This window comes from Stenotrophomonas sp. 704A1 (assembly GCF_030549525.1).
GTDB lineage: Bacteria > Pseudomonadota > Gammaproteobacteria > Xanthomonadales > Xanthomonadaceae > Stenotrophomonas > Stenotrophomonas tuberculopleuritidis.
On sequence record NZ_CP130831.1, the window covers coordinates 929,078 to 947,386 of the forward strand.

General features: G+C 68.4%; 16 protein-coding genes. 10 read left to right on the plus strand and 6 right to left on the minus strand.

The annotated features are described in order from the left end of the window. The first annotated feature begins 64 nt into the window (after positions 1–64). Complete coding sequence (locus Q5Z10_RS04230) at positions 65–403, plus strand: hypothetical protein (protein WP_303638061.1); 339 nt, start codon at positions 65–67, stop codon at positions 401–403. Positions 404–506: 103 nt separating this feature from the next. Here the strand turns inward: Q5Z10_RS04230 and kbl are convergent, their stop codons facing one another. Beyond that, the gene (gene kbl / locus Q5Z10_RS04235; protein WP_303638062.1) at positions 507–1,715 is read right to left on the minus strand and encodes a glycine C-acetyltransferase; all 1,209 of its coding nucleotides are present in this window, start codon (positions 1,713–1,715) and stop codon (positions 507–509) included. Positions 1,716–1,926: 211 nt separating this feature from the next. Between kbl and Q5Z10_RS04240 the strand changes: the two genes are divergently transcribed. Beyond that, on the plus strand, positions 1,927–2,619 hold the full coding sequence (locus Q5Z10_RS04240; RefSeq protein WP_303638063.1) for a TorF family putative porin: 693 nt from the start codon (positions 1,927–1,929) through the stop codon (positions 2,617–2,619). A 184-nt stretch (positions 2,620–2,803) separates the two neighbouring features. Here Q5Z10_RS04240 and tdh read toward each other — a convergent pair whose 3' ends face one another. After that, the gene (tdh, locus tag Q5Z10_RS04245; protein WP_303639136.1) at positions 2,804–3,826 is read right to left on the minus strand and encodes an L-threonine 3-dehydrogenase; all 1,023 of its coding nucleotides are present in this window, start codon (positions 3,824–3,826) and stop codon (positions 2,804–2,806) included. Between the two features lie 263 nt (positions 3,827–4,089). Between tdh and Q5Z10_RS04250 the strand changes: the two genes are divergently transcribed. The 7 genes from Q5Z10_RS04250 (at position 4,090) to Q5Z10_RS04280 (ending at position 12,685) form a co-directional block, all read left to right on the plus strand. After that, a complete protein-coding gene (locus Q5Z10_RS04250; protein WP_303638064.1) occupies positions 4,090–6,252 on the plus strand; it encodes a S46 family peptidase in 2,163 nt (720 codons plus the stop codon). 199 nt (positions 6,253–6,451) lie between these two features. Next, positions 6,452–7,096: a histidine phosphatase family protein gene (locus Q5Z10_RS04255; RefSeq protein WP_087921655.1), complete on the plus strand. Its 645-nt coding sequence runs from the start codon at positions 6,452–6,454 to the stop codon at positions 7,094–7,096. A gap of 41 nt (positions 7,097–7,137) precedes the next feature. Then, a complete protein-coding gene (folC, locus tag Q5Z10_RS04260; RefSeq protein WP_303638065.1) occupies positions 7,138–8,409 on the plus strand; it encodes a bifunctional tetrahydrofolate synthase/dihydrofolate synthase in 1,272 nt (423 codons plus the stop codon). An 81-nt stretch (positions 8,410–8,490) separates the two neighbouring features. Continuing rightward, entirely contained in the window at positions 8,491–9,528 is a 1,038-nt protein-coding gene (locus tag Q5Z10_RS04265) for an SPOR domain-containing protein (RefSeq protein ID WP_303638066.1), read from the plus strand. Between the two features lie 46 nt (positions 9,529–9,574). Then, complete coding sequence (locus tag Q5Z10_RS04270) at positions 9,575–10,354, plus strand: CvpA family protein (RefSeq protein ID WP_303638067.1); 780 nt, start codon at positions 9,575–9,577, stop codon at positions 10,352–10,354. Between the two features lie 30 nt (positions 10,355–10,384). Continuing rightward, positions 10,385–11,851, plus strand: coding sequence for an amidophosphoribosyltransferase (purF, locus tag Q5Z10_RS04275; protein WP_303638068.1), 1,467 nt, complete (start codon positions 10,385–10,387; stop codon positions 11,849–11,851). Between the two features lie 9 nt (positions 11,852–11,860). Next, positions 11,861–12,685 (plus strand): ferritin-like domain-containing protein, encoded by an 825-nt coding sequence (locus tag Q5Z10_RS04280; RefSeq protein ID WP_303638069.1) that lies wholly within the window; start codon positions 11,861–11,863, stop codon positions 12,683–12,685. Between the two features lie 40 nt (positions 12,686–12,725). Here the strand turns inward: Q5Z10_RS04280 and Q5Z10_RS04285 are convergent, their stop codons facing one another. After that, positions 12,726–14,192, minus strand: a complete 1,467-nt coding sequence (locus Q5Z10_RS04285) for a T6SS phospholipase effector Tle1-like catalytic domain-containing protein (protein ID WP_442758937.1) — start codon at positions 14,190–14,192, stop codon at positions 12,726–12,728. Positions 14,193–14,411: 219 nt separating this feature from the next. Here Q5Z10_RS04285 and Q5Z10_RS04290 point away from each other — a divergent pair, with 219 nt between their 5' ends. Then, positions 14,412–15,659 (plus strand): zinc-dependent metalloprotease, encoded by a 1,248-nt coding sequence (locus Q5Z10_RS04290; RefSeq protein ID WP_303638071.1) that lies wholly within the window; start codon positions 14,412–14,414, stop codon positions 15,657–15,659. A gap of 50 nt (positions 15,660–15,709) precedes the next feature. Here the strand turns inward: Q5Z10_RS04290 and lpxH are convergent, their stop codons facing one another. The 3 genes from lpxH to Q5Z10_RS04305 form a co-directional block, all read right to left on the minus strand. Further along, complete coding sequence (gene lpxH, locus Q5Z10_RS04295) at positions 15,710–16,456, minus strand: UDP-2,3-diacylglucosamine diphosphatase (RefSeq protein WP_303638072.1); 747 nt, start codon at positions 16,454–16,456, stop codon at positions 15,710–15,712. A gap of 70 nt (positions 16,457–16,526) precedes the next feature. Beyond that, positions 16,527–17,066, minus strand: coding sequence for a phosphatase PAP2 family protein (locus tag Q5Z10_RS04300; protein WP_303638073.1), 540 nt, complete (start codon positions 17,064–17,066; stop codon positions 16,527–16,529). Beyond that, positions 17,047–18,192: a glycosyltransferase family 4 protein gene (locus tag Q5Z10_RS04305; protein ID WP_303638074.1), complete on the minus strand. Its 1,146-nt coding sequence runs from the start codon at positions 18,190–18,192 to the stop codon at positions 17,047–17,049. Before Q5Z10_RS04305 ends, Q5Z10_RS04300 begins: the two co-directional genes overlap by 20 nt. Positions 18,193–18,309 lie beyond the last annotated feature (117 nt).

Genomic DNA, 18,309 nt, shown 5'->3' on the forward strand with positions numbered 1-18,309 from the left:
CTGCCGGCCACCGTTCCAGGCGTAGGGGGCGCCTGGTTGTCGAATGTCCCGAACGGAGCCTGCCATGTACCACCCGACCCTCAACCACGTCCTGCGCTGTGCCGGCCTGCTGCTGCCGATGGTGCTGCTTGCTGCCTGTGGTGGCCACAAGAAAACGGCCAAGGCAGAAACACCGGCCGAGACCCCGGTGGTGGAAGTGAAGACCCCGGAACTGGACGGTCGCGGCAGCTACCGCTTCCTGATGAGCGACGGCGACAAGAAGATGACCGCCGATGAGTTCGATGCCTGGATGAAGTCCAACGGCATCCGCGTGGCCAAGGGCAACGGCCAGGCCGCAGCCGCCAAGCCGGTGGTGGTGGCCAGCAAGGATGAGCCCAAGGACAAGAAGAAAAAGAAGAAATGACGCGCGTTGCGCGTCATTTCGGTAGCGCCGGGCCATGCCCGGCGAGCGCATAGCGCGGCTATCGGGAAGCCGCCGGGCATGGCCCGGCGCTACCGGCGGGCGATCAGCCCTTGATCACGCCCAGTTCCAGGCCGATGCGGGTGAACGCATCGATCGCGCGGTCCAGGTGCGCACGCGTATGCGCGGCGCTGATCTGGGTGCGGATGCGGGCCTGGCCCTTGGGCACCACCGGGAAGAAGAAGCCGATCGCGTAGATGCCTTCTTCCAGCAGCCGCTCGGCGAACCTCTGTGCCAGCGGTGCGTCGTACAGCATCACCGGGCTGATCGGGTGCACGCCGGGCTTCACGTCGAAGCCGGCGGCGGTCATCTTCTCGCGGAAGTAGGCGGTGTTCTCGGCCAGGGTGCCGCGCAGGTCATCGGCGGCGGCCAGCATCTCGAACGCCTTGATGCCGGCGGCGACCACATGCGGCGGCAGCGAGTTGGAGAACAGGTAGGGACGCGAGCGCTGGCGCAGCAGCTCGATCACCTCGGCGCTGGCGCAGGTGAAGCCGCCCAGCGCGCCGCCCATGGCCTTGCCCAGGGTGCCGGTGATGATGTCGATCTTCTCCAGCACGCCCTTGACCTCGGCCGAGCCGCGGCCGCTGGCACCGAGGAAGCCGGTGGCGTGGCATTCGTCGATGTGCACCAGGGCGTTGTACTTCTTCGCCAGCGCAGTGATCTCGTCCAGCGGCGCGATGAAGCCGTCCATCGAAAACACGCCGTCGGTGGTGATCAGCTTGGTCTTGCAGCCAGCGGCGTCGGCCGCCTGCAGCTGCGCTTCCAGGTCAGCCATGTCGCAGTTGGCGTAGCGGAAGCGCTTGGCCTTGCACAGGCGCACGCCGTCGATGATCGAGGCGTGGTTCAGCGCGTCGGAGATGATCGCGTCGTTCTCGCCCAGCAGCGGCTCGAACAGGCCACCGTTGGCGTCGAAGCAGGCTGCGTACAGGATGGTGTCCTGCTTGCCGAAGAAATCGGCGATCTGCTTTTCCAGCTGCTTGTGCAGGTCCTGGGTGCCGCAGATGAAGCGCACCGACGCCATGCCGAAGCCATGGGTGTCCAGCGCGTCCTTGGCCGCCTGGATCAGGTCCGGATGGTCGGCCAGGCCCAGGTAGTTGTTGGCGCAGAAGTTGAGCACCGTGCGGCCGTCATCGAGGGTGATCTCGGCGGACTGCGGACCGGTGATGATCCGCTCGGACTTGAACAGGCCCTGGGCGCGGATGGCGTCCAGTTCCTCGGCGTAGTGGCGGGTCAGGGCGGAGGAGGCGTCGGTCATGGCGTGGGCACGGCTCAGCACGGGGAAACCGCTGATTCTACCGGGCATCGGTGGCCCCGCATCGGGCCGGGCAGGCCATCGCCACGGACGGCACATGTTGCATCGCAATAGCAAACGGGTTAAAAATTCGTGAACCGGGGCTGTCTGGCTCCGGTCGCTGCGTCCGTGCCAGCTCCCGCCTTCCACGCCACCGCCCCCACCGGAGACGCCCATGAAGCACGCCCGTGCCTGCCTCGTCATTGCCGCCGCCCTGACCCTTGCGCCGTTCGCGGCCAGTGCCCAGGACACCGAATCGCCGTACAGCTGGAACGTCACCGCCGTGTCGGATTACCTGTTCCGCGGTGTCTCGCAGACCGATGAGGATCCGACCCTGCAGGCCGGCTTCACCTACACCAGCCCGGTGGGCCTGTATGCCGGTGTCTGGGGTTCGGGCGTGGACTTCGGTCCCGGCGACCCGAAGACCGAGGTCGACTACCTGATCGGCTACGGCATCGACGTGACCGAACGCGTCAACTTCGACGTGCTGCTGAACCGCTATACCTACCTCAAGGCCAGCCACCAGAACTACAACGAGCTGATCACCACCACCACGCTGGATGACACCTACAAGCTGACGGTGGCCTACAGCAACGATGTGTGGAACAGCAGCACCGATGGCTGGTACTTCGGCCTGGGGGGCAGCTGGGGCCTGCCGAAGGACTTCACGTTGAATGCCAACGTCGGCCGCAGCACCTTCGAGGACGGCATCGCCAAGGACTACACCGACTGGAATGTCGGCGTCGCGCGCCAGTTCGGGATGGTCAATGTCGGCCTGGGCTACTACGGCACCGACGGCAACGGCCGCGACAACTCCGGCAAGCTGGCCCACAGCCGCGTGATGCTGAGCGTCGCGATCGGGCAATAACCGGCGCCTGCGGCACCGGCGATTGCCCCGCGCATTTCACCTTATCCCTGCGCCGTTGGCGCGCCCCCTTGAACAACAAGGGGGCTCTCCTCCAGACAGGCAGCGGTACATGAAAAAGGCGCCCACAGGGCGCCTTTTTCTTTCCGGTAGCGCCGGGCCATGCCCGGCGTCGCCGTGTGCCGGATCAGTTCCAGCTCAGCACGACCTTGCCGGCCTTGCCTTCTTCCATCAGGTCGAAGCCCTTCTGGAAGTCGTCGATCGGCAGCTGGTGGGTCATCACCTTGCCGAGCGGGAAGCCGGACAGCACCAGCTGGGTCATCTTGTACCAGGTCTCGTACATCTTGCGGCCGTAGATGCCCTGCACGGTCAGCCCCTTGAAGATGATCTTGTCCCAGTCGCAGCCGGCGCCCTTGGGCATGATGCCGAGCATGGCGATCTTGCCGCCGTGGTACATGCAGTCGAGCATGTCGTTGAACGCGCGCGGGTTGCCGCTCATTTCCAGGCCCACGTCGAAGCCCTCCATGTGCAGTTCCTTCATCACGTCCTTCAGCGAGGTGTTGGCGACGTTGACCACGCGGGTGGCGCCCATGTCGGCGGCCAGCTTCAGGCGGAAGTCGTTGACGTCGGTCACCACCACGTTGCGTGCACCGATGTGCTTGCAAATGCCGGCGGCGATGATGCCGATCGGACCGGCGCCGGTGATCAGCACGTCTTCACCGATCACGTTGAACTCCAGCGCGCAGTGCGCGGCGTTGCCGTACGGATCGAAGAACGCGGCCAGTTCGGACGGGATCTGGTCCGGGATCGGCCACAGGTTGCTGGCCGGCATCACCATGTATTCGGCGAATGCGCCGTTGACGTTGACACCGATGCCGACCGTGTTCGGGCACAGGTGCGGACGACCGCCACGGCAGTTGCGGCAATGGCCGCAGACGATGTGGCCTTCGGCCGAGATGCGCTGGCCGATTTCGTAGCCGGTCACGCCCGGGCCGATCCCGGCGATGCGGCCGACGAACTCGTGGCCGATGGTCAGGCCCGGCTTGATCGTGCGCTGGCTCCATTCGTCCCACAGGTAGATGTGCAGGTCGGTACCGCAGATCGCGGTCTTCTCCAGCTTGATCAACACCTGGTTGGGGCCCGGGGTCGGCACCGGAACCTCTTCCATCCAGATGCCCTTGGCTGCTTCGCGCTTGACCAGGGCCTTCATCGTTTGCTGCGCCATCGGGGTGGAACTCATCAGGGGGAAAACGCGGATTATAGGGCCCCCCGGTGATTTCCCATGTTGCGCTGCGGGTGCCGCGCTGGAACGAAAGGCGTGCGCCGGCGGGCGTTTCGAACGTGGTCGCTGCGATCGCCGGGCATGGCCCGGCGCTACCGGGGCAGCGGTGCGCCCGGCCCATGACTTCCGGGGTTCGGGCCGGGGCAGGGCGGCGGGCTACAATCGAAGGTTCCACTACCAGGGGCCGCTCCATGCGCTCGAACCTGCTTGCATTCTCCATCGTCGCCAGCCTCGGGCTGGTCCATGTCGCCCATGCCGCCGAAGGCATGTGGGTGCCGCAGCAGCTGCCGGAAATCGCCGGCCCGCTGCAGAAGGCCGGCCTGAAGCTGTCCCCGCAGCAGCTGGCCGACCTGACCGGCGACCCGATGGGCGCCGTGGTCGCGCTGGGCGGCTGCACCGCCAGCTTCGTCTCGCCGCAGGGGCTGGTGGTCACCAACCACCACTGTGCCTACGGCGCGATCCAGCTGAACTCGACCGCGCAGAAGAACCTGATCAAGGACGGCTTCAACGCGCCGACCCTGAAGGACGAACTGAGTGCCGGCCCGAACGCCCGCGTGTTCGTGCTCGACCAGATCACCGACGTCACTGCCCAGGCCAAGGCTGCCATCGCCGCCGCCGGCAAGGATGCGCTGGCCCGCAGCCGCGCGCTGGATGCCTTCGACAAGGCCCAGGTGGCCGCCTGCGAAGCCGACGCCGGCTTCCGCTGCCGCCTGTACTCGTTCTCCGGCGGCAACACCTACCGCCTGTTCCGCAACATGGAAATCAAGGACGTGCGCCTGGTCTACGCGCCCCCGGGCAGCGTCGGCAAGTTCGGCGGCGACGTCGACAACTGGATGTGGCCGCGCCACACCGGCGATTTCTCGTTCTACCGCGCCTATGTCGGCAAGGATGGCAAGCCGGCCGCGTTCTCGGCCGACAACGTGCCGTACCAGCCCAAGCACTTCCTGAAGTTCGCCGACCAGCCGCTGGGCGCCGACGACTTCGTGATGGTGGCCGGCTACCCGGGCCGCACCAACCGCTATGCACTGGCCGGCGAGTTCAACGAAACCGCCAGCTTCACCTACCCGACCATCGCCGCCCACTACAACGCGGTGCTGAAGATGATCGCCGACGCCGGCAAGGCCGACCCGGACGTGAAGGTCAAGTACGCCGCCACCGCCGCCAGCATGAACAACGTGGCCAAGAACTACCTGGGCCAGCTGGAAGGCTTCAAGCGCATCGACGCCGCCGGCCAGAAGCAGGCCGAAGAGGCCGCCGTGCTGGCCTGGCTGAAGAAGCAGGGCGCGGCCGGCAAGCCGGCCCTGGCCGCACACGCGCAGCTGCTCAAGCATCTGGACACCAGCAAGTCGACCCGCGAGCGCGACCTGTTCGTGGGCCAGTTCAACAACACCTCGGCCGTTGGCGCGGCGATCGCCCTGTACCGCCTGTCGATCGAACGCAGCAAGCCGGATGCGGAGCGCGAAGCCGGTTACCAGGAACGCGACCTGACCACCATCGAAGGCAGCCTGAAGCAGATGGACCGCCGCTACGTGGCGAAGATGGACCAGCAGCTGCAGACCTACTGGCTGGACCAGTACGTGGCCCTGCCGGCCGCGCAGCGCGACAATGAAGTGCTGAACACCTGGCTGGCCGGCAGCGATGCCGCTGCGGTGAAGTCGCTGGTGGGCAAGCTGTCAGGCACCGAGCTGGGCAGCCTGGACGCGCGCCTGAAGTGGTTCAACGCCGACCGCGCCGCCTTTGAAGCCAGCACCGATCCGGCCATCCAGTACGCCGTTGCGATGATGCCGTCGCTGCTGAAGCAGGAAGAGCAGAAGAAGATCCGCGAAGGCGAATCGCTGACCGCACGCCCGCTGTACCTGCAGGCCGTGGCCGACTACAAGAAGAGCCAGGGCGAGTTCGTCTATCCGGACGCCAACCTGTCGCTGCGCATCACCTTCGGCAACGTCATGGGCTACGGCAAGGATGGCGTGCAGTACACCCCGTTCACCACCCTGGAAGGCGTGGCCGCCAAGGAAACCGGCGAAGACCCGTTCGATTCGCCGAAGGCGCTGCTCGATGCGGTCAAGGCCAAGCGCTACGGCGGCCTGGAAGACAAGCGCATCGGTTCGGTGCCGGTGAACTTCCTGTCCAACCTGGACATCACCGGCGGCAACTCCGGCTCGCCGGTGCTGGACGCCAACGGCAAGCTGGTCGGCCTGGCCTTTGATGGCAACTGGGAATCGGTCAGCTCCAACTGGGTGTTCGACCCGGTGATGACCCGCATGATCGCCGTGGACAGCCGCTACATGCAGTGGATCATGCAGGAAGTGGCGCCGGCGCCGCAGCTGCTGAAGGAACTGAACCTGGCCAGATAACGGCCGGCCGTGATCGCGGTAGCGCCGGGCCATGCCCGGCGGAATCCGCCCGCAACGCCAAAACCCCGCGACCCCGGTCGCGGGGTTTTTTCATGCGCGGCCCGGCCCGGTGCGCCGAACGGGTATCATCCCTGTTCCGCGCACTTCACAGGATGTGAACAATGCGCCGGAACTCCTCCCCCCAGGACCCCCTGTTCGCATGCGCATCCTGCTTGCCCGCCACGGCGAAACGCCGTGGAACGCCGAAGGCCGCTACCAAGGCCAGATCGACATCCCGCTGTCGCCCATCGGCGAAGCCCAGGCCCAGGCCCTTGGCGCCCGCCTGGCTTCGGTCGACATCACCCGTGCCGTCGCCTCGCCGCTGTCACGCGCGCAGCGCACCGCGCAGCTGGCCCTCGGCGCCGCACGGGCCGACATGCTGCTGACCGAGCCGGAACTGCAGGAAATCGCCCACGGTGAGTGGGAGGGCCTGCTGGCCAGCGAGATCCACGAGAAGGACCCGTCGCGCCTGCAGGCCTGGCGCGAGGAACCCGATACCGTGCTGATGCCCGGCGGTGAATCGCTCCGCCTGGTGCTGGAACGCAGCTGGCGTGGCCTGGCCCGCGCCACCGAAGGCCTCGGCGAGCACGACACGCTGCTGGTGGTTGCCCATGACGCGGTCAACCGGGTGATCCTGTGCAGGGTGCTGGGCCTGCCGATCTCCCGCCTGTGGACCTTCCGCCAGGCACCGACCACGCTCAACCTGCTCGAAGGCGCCGACCTGGACAGCCTGGAGGTGGTGCGCCTGAACGACTGCGCCCACCACACGCCGTTCTTCGGCGAAGCCAAGCACCGCGCACTCTGATCCCACCCATCGAACCACCTGTTTCTGCTGGAACCGCTGCCGTGACGAACACCCCGACCACCCTGGCCGATTGGCTGGATTACATTGAACGCCAGCACCCGGCCAGCATCGACATGGGACTGCAGCGCGTGCGCAGCGTGGCCACGGCGATGGGCCTGGGCGCACCGGCCAGGCGCACCATCGTGGTCGGTGGTACCAACGGCAAGGGCTCGACCGTCGCCTTCATCGAAGCCATCGCGCGTGCCGCCGGCTGGAAGGTCGGTGCCTATACGTCGCCGCACCTGCTGCGCTACAACGAGCGCGTGCGCATCGATGGCCAGGACGTGGACGATGCCGCGCTGGTTGCTGCGTTCAATGCCGTCGAAGCGGCGCGCGGTGACACCACGCTGACCTATTTCGAGTACGGCACGCTGGCTGCGCTGCAGCTGTTCGCCGCTGCCGACCTCGACCTGGCCGTGCTGGAAGTGGGGCTGGGGGGCCGCCTGGACGCCGTCAACATCGTCGATGCCGATGTGGCGGTGATCACCACCGTGGACATCGACCACGCCGAGTGGCTGGGCGAGGACCGCGAGGCGATCGGCACCGAGAAGGCCGGCATCATCCGCGGCTGGAAGCCGGTGATCCTGGGCGAGACCGATCCGCCGTCGAGCGTGCTGGCGCGTGCCTATCTGCTGGGGGCCAATGCGATCCGTGGCGGCAGCGACTACTTCCATGAACCGATCGATGCACAGCGCTGGCGCTGGCGCGATGTCGGTACGCGGCTGGAACTGCCGACGCCGGCGCTGGCCGGCCCGATCCAGCTGGCCAACGCAGGCGCTGCGATCGCCGCACTGCGCGCGCTGGACAAGCCGGTGCCGCGCGCGGCCTGGGCTGAAGGCGTGGCGGCGGCGCGGATTGCCGGCCGCCTGCAGGCGTTCGAGCGCGACGGCGTGCAGATCCGCGTCGATGTCGGCCACAACCCGCAGGCCGCCGCGCAGCTGGCGCGGGCACTGAACGCCGAGGCGGTGCCTGGGCGCACCCTGGCCGTCTACGCCGCGCTGCAGGACAAGGACGCGGTCGGTGTGGTGCAGGCCCTGCAGGACGTCGTGGGCGACTGGACGCTGGCCGGCCTGGATGGCCCGCGCGGGCAGTCGGCGGCCCAGTTGCAGGTGCGCCTGGCCGATACCGTGGCTGGCACGGCGGCCCTGGCGGACACCGTCGAACAGGCGCTGGCGCAGGTGCTGGCGCGCGCCGAGCGCGGCGACCGGGTGCTGGTGTTCGGTTCGTTCCATACCGCTGCCGCTGCCCTGCAAGGGCTGCAGGCCCGCGCCTGACCGCCGTTCAGCCAGTACCGACGCCGTCCGGTCCGGCACCCGTATAATCGACCGCAACGTCCCGCCTGTCGCCTGCCCTACGTGGATACGCCCCTGAAACAGCGTCTGATTGGTGCCATCGTCCTGGTGGCCTTGGCCGTGATCTTCCTGCCGATGCTGGTCAAAGGACCGGCGCCGGACAGCGGCGTGGCCAATGTGCCGATCGCGGCCCCCGATGCGCCCGCCGATGGCCAGTTCGAAACCCGCGAACTGCCGCTGGTGGCGCCGGCCGGGGGCGCCACCGGCCTGCAGAGCGGCCAGGCCCGTCCGCTCGACGAGGCTGCCGCACCGGCCACGCCGCCGACCGTGGATACCTCGCCTGCGGTTGCCGCCGGCAACTATGCGGTGACCTTCGGCGCGTACGCCAGCAAGGCCGACGCCGATGCGGTGATCGCCTACCTGAAGCGTTCGCAGCTGCCGGGCTTCACCGAGACCGCGACGATTGGCGGCCGTCCTGCCTGGCGCGTGCGGGTCGGGCCGTACCCCGACCGTGCCCAGGCCGAGGCAGCGCGCCTGCAGGCGGTCAAGGTGCGCGCCGACGTGAAGGCGGAAGTCATCACCCTCGATGCGACGGCGGCCCCGGCCACGGCAGTCGCCGCGACCCCGGCCACGCCGAGCGCCAGCACGCCGCTGGCAGCGCCGTCACCGGCGGCGACCGCCAACCCGGTGCGCAGCGAAAGCCTGCCGCCGAGCACGCCGACCGCCGCGACCACGCCGGTCGCCACCCCGGAACCGCCGAAGCCGCAGCCCAAGCCGGAGCCGGCCAAGCCGCAGCCGAAGCCGGCGGCCACCACCAGCACCGCGCCCACCCCCCCGGCAACGCCTGCAGCACCGGCAGCCAGCGCGGTCGGTTTCGCCGTGCAGCTCGGCGCGTTCGGCCAGGCCAACGACGCCAATGCCATGCGCGACAAGGTGCGTGCCGCAGGCTTCAGCGCTTTCGTCGAACAGGTGCGTACCGACAAGGGCACCCTGCACCGGGTCCGTGTCGGGCCGGTGGCCAACCGCGCCGACGCCGAACAGCTGAAGGCGCAGGTCGCCGCCAAGGTCGGCGTTGCCGGCATGGTCCGACCGCACCCATGACCTGTACGCAGCCGCGTTGCCAGCGCCGCCGAAGGAGCGGGGCGCCATGATCGACGTCGTGCTGCTGATCGTGATCGCTGCCTCCACGCTGCTGGGACTGCTGCGCGGCTTTGTCGGCATCGTCATCGGCACCGTGTCCTGGCTGGTTGCCGCCTGGGCGGCGTTCGCCTTCGGCAATGACGCCGCGCACTGGTGGGCCGCCCCGGCGGCCCCGGGCGGCGAGCATTTCATCGGCGGCTATCTCAGCGTCGGCATCGGCGTGATGGTGGTCGTTGCCGTGATCGGGATGGTCATCAAGGCCATCGTCCACCGCAACATGCTGGGCAGCCTGGATCGTCTGCTGGGCGGTGTGCTCGGCGCGGTGCGCGGGGGCCTGATCGCCGCCATCCTGCTGCTGCTGGCCGGCTTCACACCGTTGACCGCCGAACCGTCCTGGCGCGGCTCAGCGCTGCGCCCGGTACTGAACCCGGCCGTGGCCTGGATGAACAGCAAGCTGCCGCACTGGGAGGTGCCAGGTGCCGATCTGCTGCCCAAGGCCTTGCCGATGGATGCGCTGTCCCCATCTGCATTGATGGAACTGGGCAAGAGCACCGGCGGCGATGTGGGCAAGCCGGGTGCGACAGGCGATAATGGCATTCTTGGCCAGGTGATGGCGGGCGGCGGATGGCTGCGGCCCGCGACGACGGAGCAGGGCGAGGGACGTGATCCGGCCGAAGTGCGCCCGGACGCCTCTGCATTGCCGGGCAGCATCGAGCCGGACGATCCGGCCAATGTCGACCGCAGACGCGGCGACAACCCAGGCCAGGCACGGCCACCTTCCTTGTAACTGGGCACAGCCCAGCGGAGACCTCGCATCATGTGTGGCATCGTCGGAATCGTCGGCAACCAGAACGTCGCCGGGCAGTTGTATGACGGCTTGACCGTCCTCCAGCATCGCGGCCAGGACGCGGCGGGCATCGCCACGGTCAACGGCAGCCGGCTGCGGGTGCAGAAGGCCACCGGCCTGGTCCGCGACGTGTTCGATGCCCGCACCATGTCCACCCTGGAAGGCAGCGTCGGCATCGCGCATGTGCGCTACCCGACCGCGGGTTCGGAAGGCATGGACGAGGCACAGCCGTTCTACGTCAATTCGCCCTACGGCATCGCGCTGGCCCACAACGGCAACCTGATCAATACCGAGGCGCTGCGCCAGCAGGTGTTCGAACAGGACCGCCGCAACGTCAATACCGATTCGGACAGCGAAGTGCTGCTGAACGTGTTCGCCTACGAACTGGAACAGCAGCGCCAGCTGAGCCCGGAAGCCGCGATCCGCGCGGTGGCCGGCGTGCACCGCCGCTGCAAGGGCGGCTATGCGGTGGTCAGCGTGGTGCTGGGCCTGGGCCTGGTCGCCTTCCGCGATCCGCATGGCATCCGCCCGCTGGTGCTGGGCAAGCGCAGCCACGCCGAAGGTGACGAGTACATCGTGGCCTCCGAATCGGCGGCGCTGGACGTGCTGGGCTTCCAGCGCGTGCGTGACGTGCAGCCGGGCGAAGCGCTGGTGATCACCGCGCGCGGCGAACTGTTCTCGGAAATCTGCGCCGAGCCGGCAGAGCACACCCCGTGCATCTTCGAGTACGTGTACTTCGCCCGCCCGGATTCGATGATCGACAACGTGTCGGTGCACAAGGCGCGCATGCGCATGGGCATCAAGCTGGGCGAGAAGATCCTGCGCCTGCGCCCGGACCACGACATCGACACCATCATTCCGATTCCGGATACCTCGCGCGATGCGGCGCTGGAAATTTCCAACGTGCTCGGCGTGAAGTACCGCGAAGGCTTCATCAAGAACCGTTATATCGGCCGCACCTTCATCATGCCGGGGCAGGGCGAGCGGGTGAAGTCGGTGCGCCGCAAGCTCAACCCGATCCACCTGGAGTTCCGCAACCGCGTGGTGCTGCTGGTGGATGACTCGATCGTGCGCGGCACCACCAGCCAGCAGATCGTGCAGATGGCGCGTGATGCCGGTGCGCGCAAGGTGTACCTGGCCAGTGCCGCACCGCCGGTGCGTTATCCCAACATCTACGGCATCGACATGCCGGCCGCCGAAGAGCTGGTGGCGCACAACCGCAGCGTGGAAGAGATCGAAGCGCACCTGGGCTGCGACTGGCTGATCTACCAGGACCTGGAAGACATGGAAGCGGCGGTGAGCGAAGGCAACCCGGCGCTGCGCAGCTTCGATTCGTCCTGCTTCAACGGCCATTACCCGACCGGCATCGAGCCGGGCTATTTCGAGCGCATCCAGCAGCTGCGGTCGGACGACGCCAAGCACAAGCGCCGCGCCTGAGGAGCGGCGGTGCAGGACCTGCCCGACGTCGGTGGTGACCTGCTGCGCGCTGCGCAGCAGTGCCTGGCCGAGGCCGACCCGCTGCGCAAGGTGGCGCTGACCCAGGGCCATGCCGCCGCATTCCGGGCCGGCCGCCTGAAGGTGCCGGCCGATGCGCCCGCGCCGGAGCCGATCCGCATGCCGGGCCGGCCGGCGCAACTGGTGCTGGTGCATCCGCGCGAAGTGCCACGACGCGGACTGGGAGGCGTGGAGGGACGCGCCGCCTTCATCCATGCCATTGCCCACATCGAGCTCAACGCCATCGATCTGGCCTGGGATGCGGTGTACCGCTTCCGCGGCCTGCCGTCGGCATTCCATGCCGACTGGGTCAGCTGCGCCGACGACGAATCACGGCACTTCATGCTGCTGCGCGAACGGCTGCTGGCCCATGGCCACGACTACGCCGATTTTCCCGCGCACAACGGCCTGTGGGAGATGTGCGAAAAGACCGCGCACGATGGCCTGGCGCGCATGGCGCTGGTGCCGCGCGTGCTGGAAGCGCGCGGCCTGGACGTGACCCCGGGCATGATCGACAAGCTGCGCAATGTCGGCGATGGCGAAACCGCCGAGGTGCTGGAGGTGATCCTGCGCGAGGAAGTGGCCCATGTCGCCGCCGGTTCGCGCTGGTACCGCTGGTACTGCGACCGCGCCGGCGTCGAGCCGCGCGCACGCTTCAAGGAACTGCTGCTGGAGTACGCCGGCGGCTACCTGCACGGGCCGTTCAACCTGGAGGCGCGCCTGTTGGCCGGGTTCGATGCCGACGAACTGGCGAACCTGGTCGAACAGGCCGGCTGAGCCGTCGCACGCCTGGCGTGCTGCCTGGCGATGATCCGCATCACCCGTTCGGCAGCACCACGCGGCGGCCGTCCACGGTCGGCCGGTTGATGTAGAAAAGCCCGGGGCCGGGCCGGTAGGGCAGCTCGCTCACTCCGGCATCGGCGGCATAGGTCAGCGCGGTGTCGCCCAGCGCGTCGAAATTCCAGTGCGCCGACTGCATCAGGTAGCGCCGCCGCAACAGCGCTTCCTGCGGAGCGGTCAGCGGCTTGCCGGCGACCAGCCGGCGTGCGACCGGCTGCAGCGCGGCAGGCAGTTCCCAGCCGGGTACGCTGGCAGCGTCGGCCGTCCACTGCACGCCGGCGTCGGTGGCGTGCTTCTGCATCACCTGCAGCGCGATCAGTGCGTAGCGGCCATCGATCGGCCGGCGCAGGACCACTGCGGCGGTGGCGTACAGCAGCGGCGACATCACCACGCTGCGGCTGCCCGCCCGGCGCTGCTGCTGCCACTGATGCCAGACGTCGACCCAGACCTCCTTCGCGCTCACTCCCAGCTGTTGCCGCCAGCGCTCGGCGTCGGCCTGCGCCTCGGCATACACGGTGGTGGCCTGCAGCAGCGCCAGTGCCGGCACCTGGTAGTCGGCCACGCCGGAGCGACGTAGTTGCTGGCGGCGCGGGCGACTGAGCAGCTTGGGGCCTTCCTCGGGCTGGTCGTAGCCGCCGCCGATGTTGGCATGCACGCCGGGCAGCGCGATCTCGGCATGGTCCGGCGCCACCGTGGTCAACGGGTAGTGCTGGCGATGCTCGTCGCGCGCGCTGAGCTGCAGCACGCTGGCGGCGATGCCGGCCGGCAGCGCGATGCGCGGCTGTTCGCCAGCCCGGCGTCCGGTGACGGCGACCACGGTGTCGAACAGCCCGATGAAGCGCAGCAGCGGACGCGCGGGTGCGAAATCCGCGCTGCAGGGCACTCCTGCCTGCAGCAGCAGCTGCCGCCAGTGCGCAGCTTCCCAGCCCTGCAGCAGGTTGGCGACATCGCGTGCAGCAGCGGCACCGCGCGAGTAGCCGAACAGGTCCAGCTGCACGCTGTGCAACGGCGCCTGCGGTTGCGCGGCCAGTCCGGCCAGGGCGGCGGGCAGCAGTTCCTGCAGGGCGCGCTGGACCTTGGCGCGCACGCCGCTGGCACCAATGCCGAAGGCAAGGCCGAGCAGGTCATCCTCTGCATCGTCGCGGGTGCCCACGCCTTCCACGTAGATCGCCAGTGATGGCTGCTGCCCGCCGTGGCCGCGGCTGTCCGGGTACAGCTGATGCAGGCGCGCGATGTTGGTGATGCCGTTGTCGTAGCTGCTGGTCAGCCGGCTCTGGTAGGTCGAATCGTCGTCGGCGCGTAGCAGGGGAGGGCGCGGCCGCGCAGGCTGGTGGTGGCCGCGCGCCAGGTTGTGCGCATTGTTGCGGGTACCGTCGAAGAACAGGCCGATCCGCAGCAGGCCGCGATCGGTATCCATCCTGTGCTGTCCTGGCGCCATGTGCATCCCCTGTCGTGGCCGCGTCACGGTAGCGCGAAAGGCGTGTGTTGAAGAAGTGTACTGACGCTTTTGACCTGTCTGAACGTAGATGCGGTCGATCACAGATCGCGATTTCCATTCCCCTTCTCTATTGAATTCACAGGCGCCGCGCAGGCCATATGGCCGGACCCGGGACCCGGGTCGTGCTGCATCAACGCTGTCTACTTCACTCCAAGGAGCGACAAGATGATGTCCAGATCGATAGGTAAAGCGGCAGGTGGTGTGCTGTTGGGACTGTCGGTGGCGGCGGCGGCCAGTGCCGCGCCGCTGTTCGAACCGGTCACCGTGCTCAGCCGCACGTCAGCCACCAGCGAACCGGCACTGGGACGCCTGCTGGCGACCCCGTCCACCGCTGCCGTACAGGAAGTGCGCGTCGATGCCGCGGCCACCGCGCAGTCGCAGCTGGAGTTCGAACTGCTGGGCCAGAAGGTGCAGGCAACCCGCAGCCGGGTTGAAGCGCTGCCCGATGGTGGCAGCATCTGGTACGGCCAGCTGCGGGCACCGTCCGATCGCCTGCAGGCCGCGACCGGCCAGGACGATCCGGGCAACTCGGTGATCCTGGTGCGCTCGGGCAACACCCTCACCGGTTCGATCCGCAAGGACGGCAGGCTGTATCGCCTGCGCCCGCTGGGCAACCGCCACCTGCTGGTGGAGGTGGATGAATCGCGGATGCCGGCCGACCATCCGGCCGACTACAACCAGCTGCCGAAGATCAGCATGCCGGCCAATGACCGGCTGGGCGCGGCACAGGCATCGTCGGGCTCACCGGCGACCATCCGCGTGCTGGTGGTGGCCACCAACGCGGCGGTGTCCGCCTACGGCGGCAACATGCAGTCGCTGGTACAGCTGGCGGTGGCCGAGTCCAACCAGGGGTACACCAACAGCAACGTCGGCCTGACCCTGCAGCTGGCCGGCTATGAAACCACCAGCTATGCCGAGTCGGGCAACTTCACCACCGATCTGTCGCGGTTCCGCGGTACCAGCGATGGCTACATGGACAGCATCCACACCAGCCGCAACAGCACCGCGGCCGACGTCGGCGTGCTGCTGATCAACAACACCAGCTACTGCGGCCTGGCCTCGGGCATCGGCTCCACGGCCGCGACGGCGTTCGCCGCGGTGTACTGGGACTGCGCGACCGGCTACTACTCGTTCGCGCATGAGATCGGTCATCTGCAGAGTGCCCGGCATGACATCGCCAGCGATCCGAGCACCTCGCCGTATGCCTACGGCCATGGCTATCGCTACCAGCCGGCCAGCGGGTCACGCTGGCGCACCATCATGGCCTACGACTGCACGGCGGGCTGCCCGCGCCTGAACTACTGGTCCAACCCGAACATCAGCTACAACGGCGTGCCGATGGGCATCGCCAGCAGTGCCGACAACCAGCGCGTGCTGGTCAACACCAAGGCCACCATCGCCGGGTTCCGCTGACCCTGTACTGCCCGCGACCGCTGCGCGCGGTCGCGGGTTCCGCGCGGCGCTCAGTCGCGCGCCAGCGTCTCCAGCTGCCAGCCGTCGGCGTCCACGCGCAGCACCGAACCCTGTTCGTACCAGTCGCCCAGCACGATGCGGGTGCAGTCGCGGCCACCGGCCTGCACGGCGTGGATCGCCGGGCGGTGGGTGTGGCCGTGGATCATGGTGTCCACGCCATGGCGCACGTAGGTAGCCGCCACCTCGTCGGCGGACACGTCGGTGACCGCTTCGAACTGCGCGCGGTCACCCTGCTTCATTTCCGACTGGCGTGCCTGGCTGGCATCGCGCGCCTTCTGTGCGAAAGCGATGCGTGCGGCCAGTGGCTGCGACAGGAACTGCGCCTGGAACGCCGGATCGCGGGTCTGTGCGCGGAACTGCTGGTAGGGGATGTCATCGGTGCACAGCAGGTCGCCGTGCTGCAGCAGCACCGGGCGCCCGTACAGCTCGATCATGCAGGGGTCGGGCAGGATGCGCAGGCCGGCGCGGCGCGCGTAGTCCTCGCCCAGCAGGAAATCGCGGTTGCCACGGATGAAGTACACCGGCACGCCACTGTCAGACAGCGTCTTCAGCGCATCCGCCACCGCATCGGCGGCCGGCGAGGGCGTGTCATCGCCGATCCAGGCTTCGAACAGGTCGCCCAGGATGTACAGCGCATCGGCGCCGGGTGCGTCCTCGCGCAGGAAGCGCAGGAACAGGTCGGTGATGGCCGGACGGCTCGGGTCCAGGTGCAGATCGGAGATGAACAGCGTGGTCATGCCGGTATTCTAGGCCATCGCCCGGCCGCAGGAGGCGGTGCCCGCCGGGTCAGGTCCGGCGCAGAGCGCGTCACACCGGCAGCGGCAGCCAGGCCAGGCTGGCCGATGCCAGCAGTACCGCGATGCCGGTGGCTGCCAGCACGTCGCTGGGGTAGTGCAGGCCCAGCACCACGCGCGACAGGCCGACGCAGAACGTGAACGGCACCAGCAACGGCGCCAGCCACGGGTAGTACGCCAGGGCGACGATGGTGAACGACACCGCGTGCAGGGTATGCCCGGACGGAAAACTGAACTCGTCCAGCGGCGCCACCCAGGCACGGATGCGCAGATCGGCGGCGTACGGCCGCGGTCGTCGGGTCCAGCGCTTCAGGCCCTTGTACAGCAGCAGCGCGGCCACGCCGGTGGCGGCCATGTGCACCGATGCACGCAGGCCGTCGAAGCCGTCGATGACCACCAGCGCGCCCATCAGCACATACCAGAACACGCCATCGCCGAGCCGGCTGATGATCGAGAACGCGCGCCGTACGCGGCGACGGCGGCAGTAGTGGTTGGCCCGGCGGCACCAGCGCGCTTCGCGCCCGGCCAGCAGTTCAAGCGGCGTGGTGCGCATGGCCGCCCCTCCGGGACCGCGCCAGCTCTGCCAGCAGGCTTTCAAATTCGGCCACCACCTGCTGCGGATGCAGGCGCTTCATCGCCCGCGCTGCGTTGCCGCCCAGCTCCCGGCGCAGTGTGTCATCGGCGGCCAGCTGCACCGCCGCTTCGACGAACGCATCGTCGTCGTCCACGGCGGCGCCGTTCTCGCCCGTGCGCAGATACTCGTGCGCCGCGCCGTAGTCGAAGGCGACCGTCGCCAGGCCGCTTGCCATGCTTTCCAGGGTCACGTTGCCGAACGTCTCGCTGCGGCTGGGGAACAGGAACAGATCGCCGCTGGCGAAGTGTCGGGCCAGGGCATCGCCGCGCTGGATGCCACAGAAGATGAAATCCGGGTTCTCATGTGCCAGCTTCTCGCGCGCCGGGCCATCACCGACCCAGATGAACCGTGCCTTGGGCCGTACCTGCTGCAGGCGGCGGAACGCCTTCACCGCCAGGCCCAGGTTCTTTTCCGCAGCGATGCGGCCGACGTAGATCGCGGCCAGGCCGTTGCCATCGATGCCCCATTCCTCGCGCAGCGCCGGATCGCGCCGCGACGGATCGAACTGCTGGCTGTCCACCGCGCGCGCCAGCAGGCGCACACGCTCGAAGCCCTGTTCACCGAGGAATTCCTGCAGTTCACGGGTCGGTACCAGCGTCGCGTCGGCCTGGTTGTGGAAGCGTCGCATCCAGCGCATCGCCGCGGACTGCAGCCAGGCCACACCGTAGTCGGGCAGGTACTCGTCGAAGCGGGTGTGGAAGCCGGTCGCCACCGGGATGCCGAGGCGGCGCGCGGTGCGCAGCGCCGACCAGCCCAGCGGACCTTCGGTGGCGACGTAGACGGCATCGGGGCGCTGCTGCTGCCAGTGCCGGCCGAGCCGGATCGGCGCCGGCAGGCCGAAACGCAGGCCGGGATAGCGGGGCAGGGCGGCGCCCGGTACCAGCAGGGTGCCGGCGGCTGAATCCAGGGCCTCGCTGATCTGCCGGGGACGGACCAGATCGACCTCGTGGCCGGCGGCGCGCAATCCCTGCTCCAGCCCCTGCACGGTCAGTGCGACGCCGTTGACCTCCGGTGGGTAGGTTTCGGTGACGATGGCATAGCGCATGGCGGGCCTCCGGTTTTCCGGCATGCTCGGGCCTGGCGATGTAGCCGATATGACTGCATTGCGACACTGCGATGACGGCGCTCCGGCGCCCGCGGCGGCATCAGAAAACCACGGCCC

Excerpts from the sequence above, each read along its gene's own strand:
- lpxH (WP_303638072.1), bottom strand. The coding sequence starts at position 16,456 with ATGACCACGCTGTTCATCTCCGATCTGCACCTGGACCCGAGCCGTCCG.
- Q5Z10_RS04230 (WP_303638061.1), top strand. The coding sequence starts at position 65 with ATGTACCACCCGACCCTCAACCACGTCCTGCGCTGTGCCGGCCTGCTG.
- tdh (WP_303639136.1), bottom strand. The coding sequence starts at position 3,826 with ATGAAGGCCCTGGTCAAGCGCGAAGCAGCCAAGGGCATCTGGATGGAA.
- kbl (WP_303638062.1), bottom strand. The coding sequence starts at position 1,715 with ATGACCGACGCCTCCTCCGCCCTGACCCGCCACTACGCCGAGGAACTG.
- Q5Z10_RS04285 (WP_442758937.1), bottom strand. The coding sequence starts at position 14,192 with ATGCACATGGCGCCAGGACAGCACAGGATGGATACCGATCGCGGCCTG.
- Q5Z10_RS04255 (WP_087921655.1), top strand. The coding sequence starts at position 6,452 with ATGCGCATCCTGCTTGCCCGCCACGGCGAAACGCCGTGGAACGCCGAA.
- Q5Z10_RS04290 (WP_303638071.1), top strand. The coding sequence starts at position 14,412 with ATGATGTCCAGATCGATAGGTAAAGCGGCAGGTGGTGTGCTGTTGGGA.
- purF (WP_303638068.1), top strand. The coding sequence starts at position 10,385 with ATGTGTGGCATCGTCGGAATCGTCGGCAACCAGAACGTCGCCGGGCAG.
- Q5Z10_RS04300 (WP_303638073.1), bottom strand. The coding sequence starts at position 17,066 with ATGCGCACCACGCCGCTTGAACTGCTGGCCGGGCGCGAAGCGCGCTGG.
- Q5Z10_RS04240 (WP_303638063.1), top strand. The coding sequence starts at position 1,927 with ATGAAGCACGCCCGTGCCTGCCTCGTCATTGCCGCCGCCCTGACCCTT.
- Q5Z10_RS04270 (WP_303638067.1), top strand. The coding sequence starts at position 9,575 with ATGATCGACGTCGTGCTGCTGATCGTGATCGCTGCCTCCACGCTGCTG.
- Q5Z10_RS04250 (WP_303638064.1), top strand. The coding sequence starts at position 4,090 with ATGCGCTCGAACCTGCTTGCATTCTCCATCGTCGCCAGCCTCGGGCTG.
- Q5Z10_RS04305 (WP_303638074.1), bottom strand. The coding sequence starts at position 18,192 with ATGCGCTATGCCATCGTCACCGAAACCTACCCACCGGAGGTCAACGGC.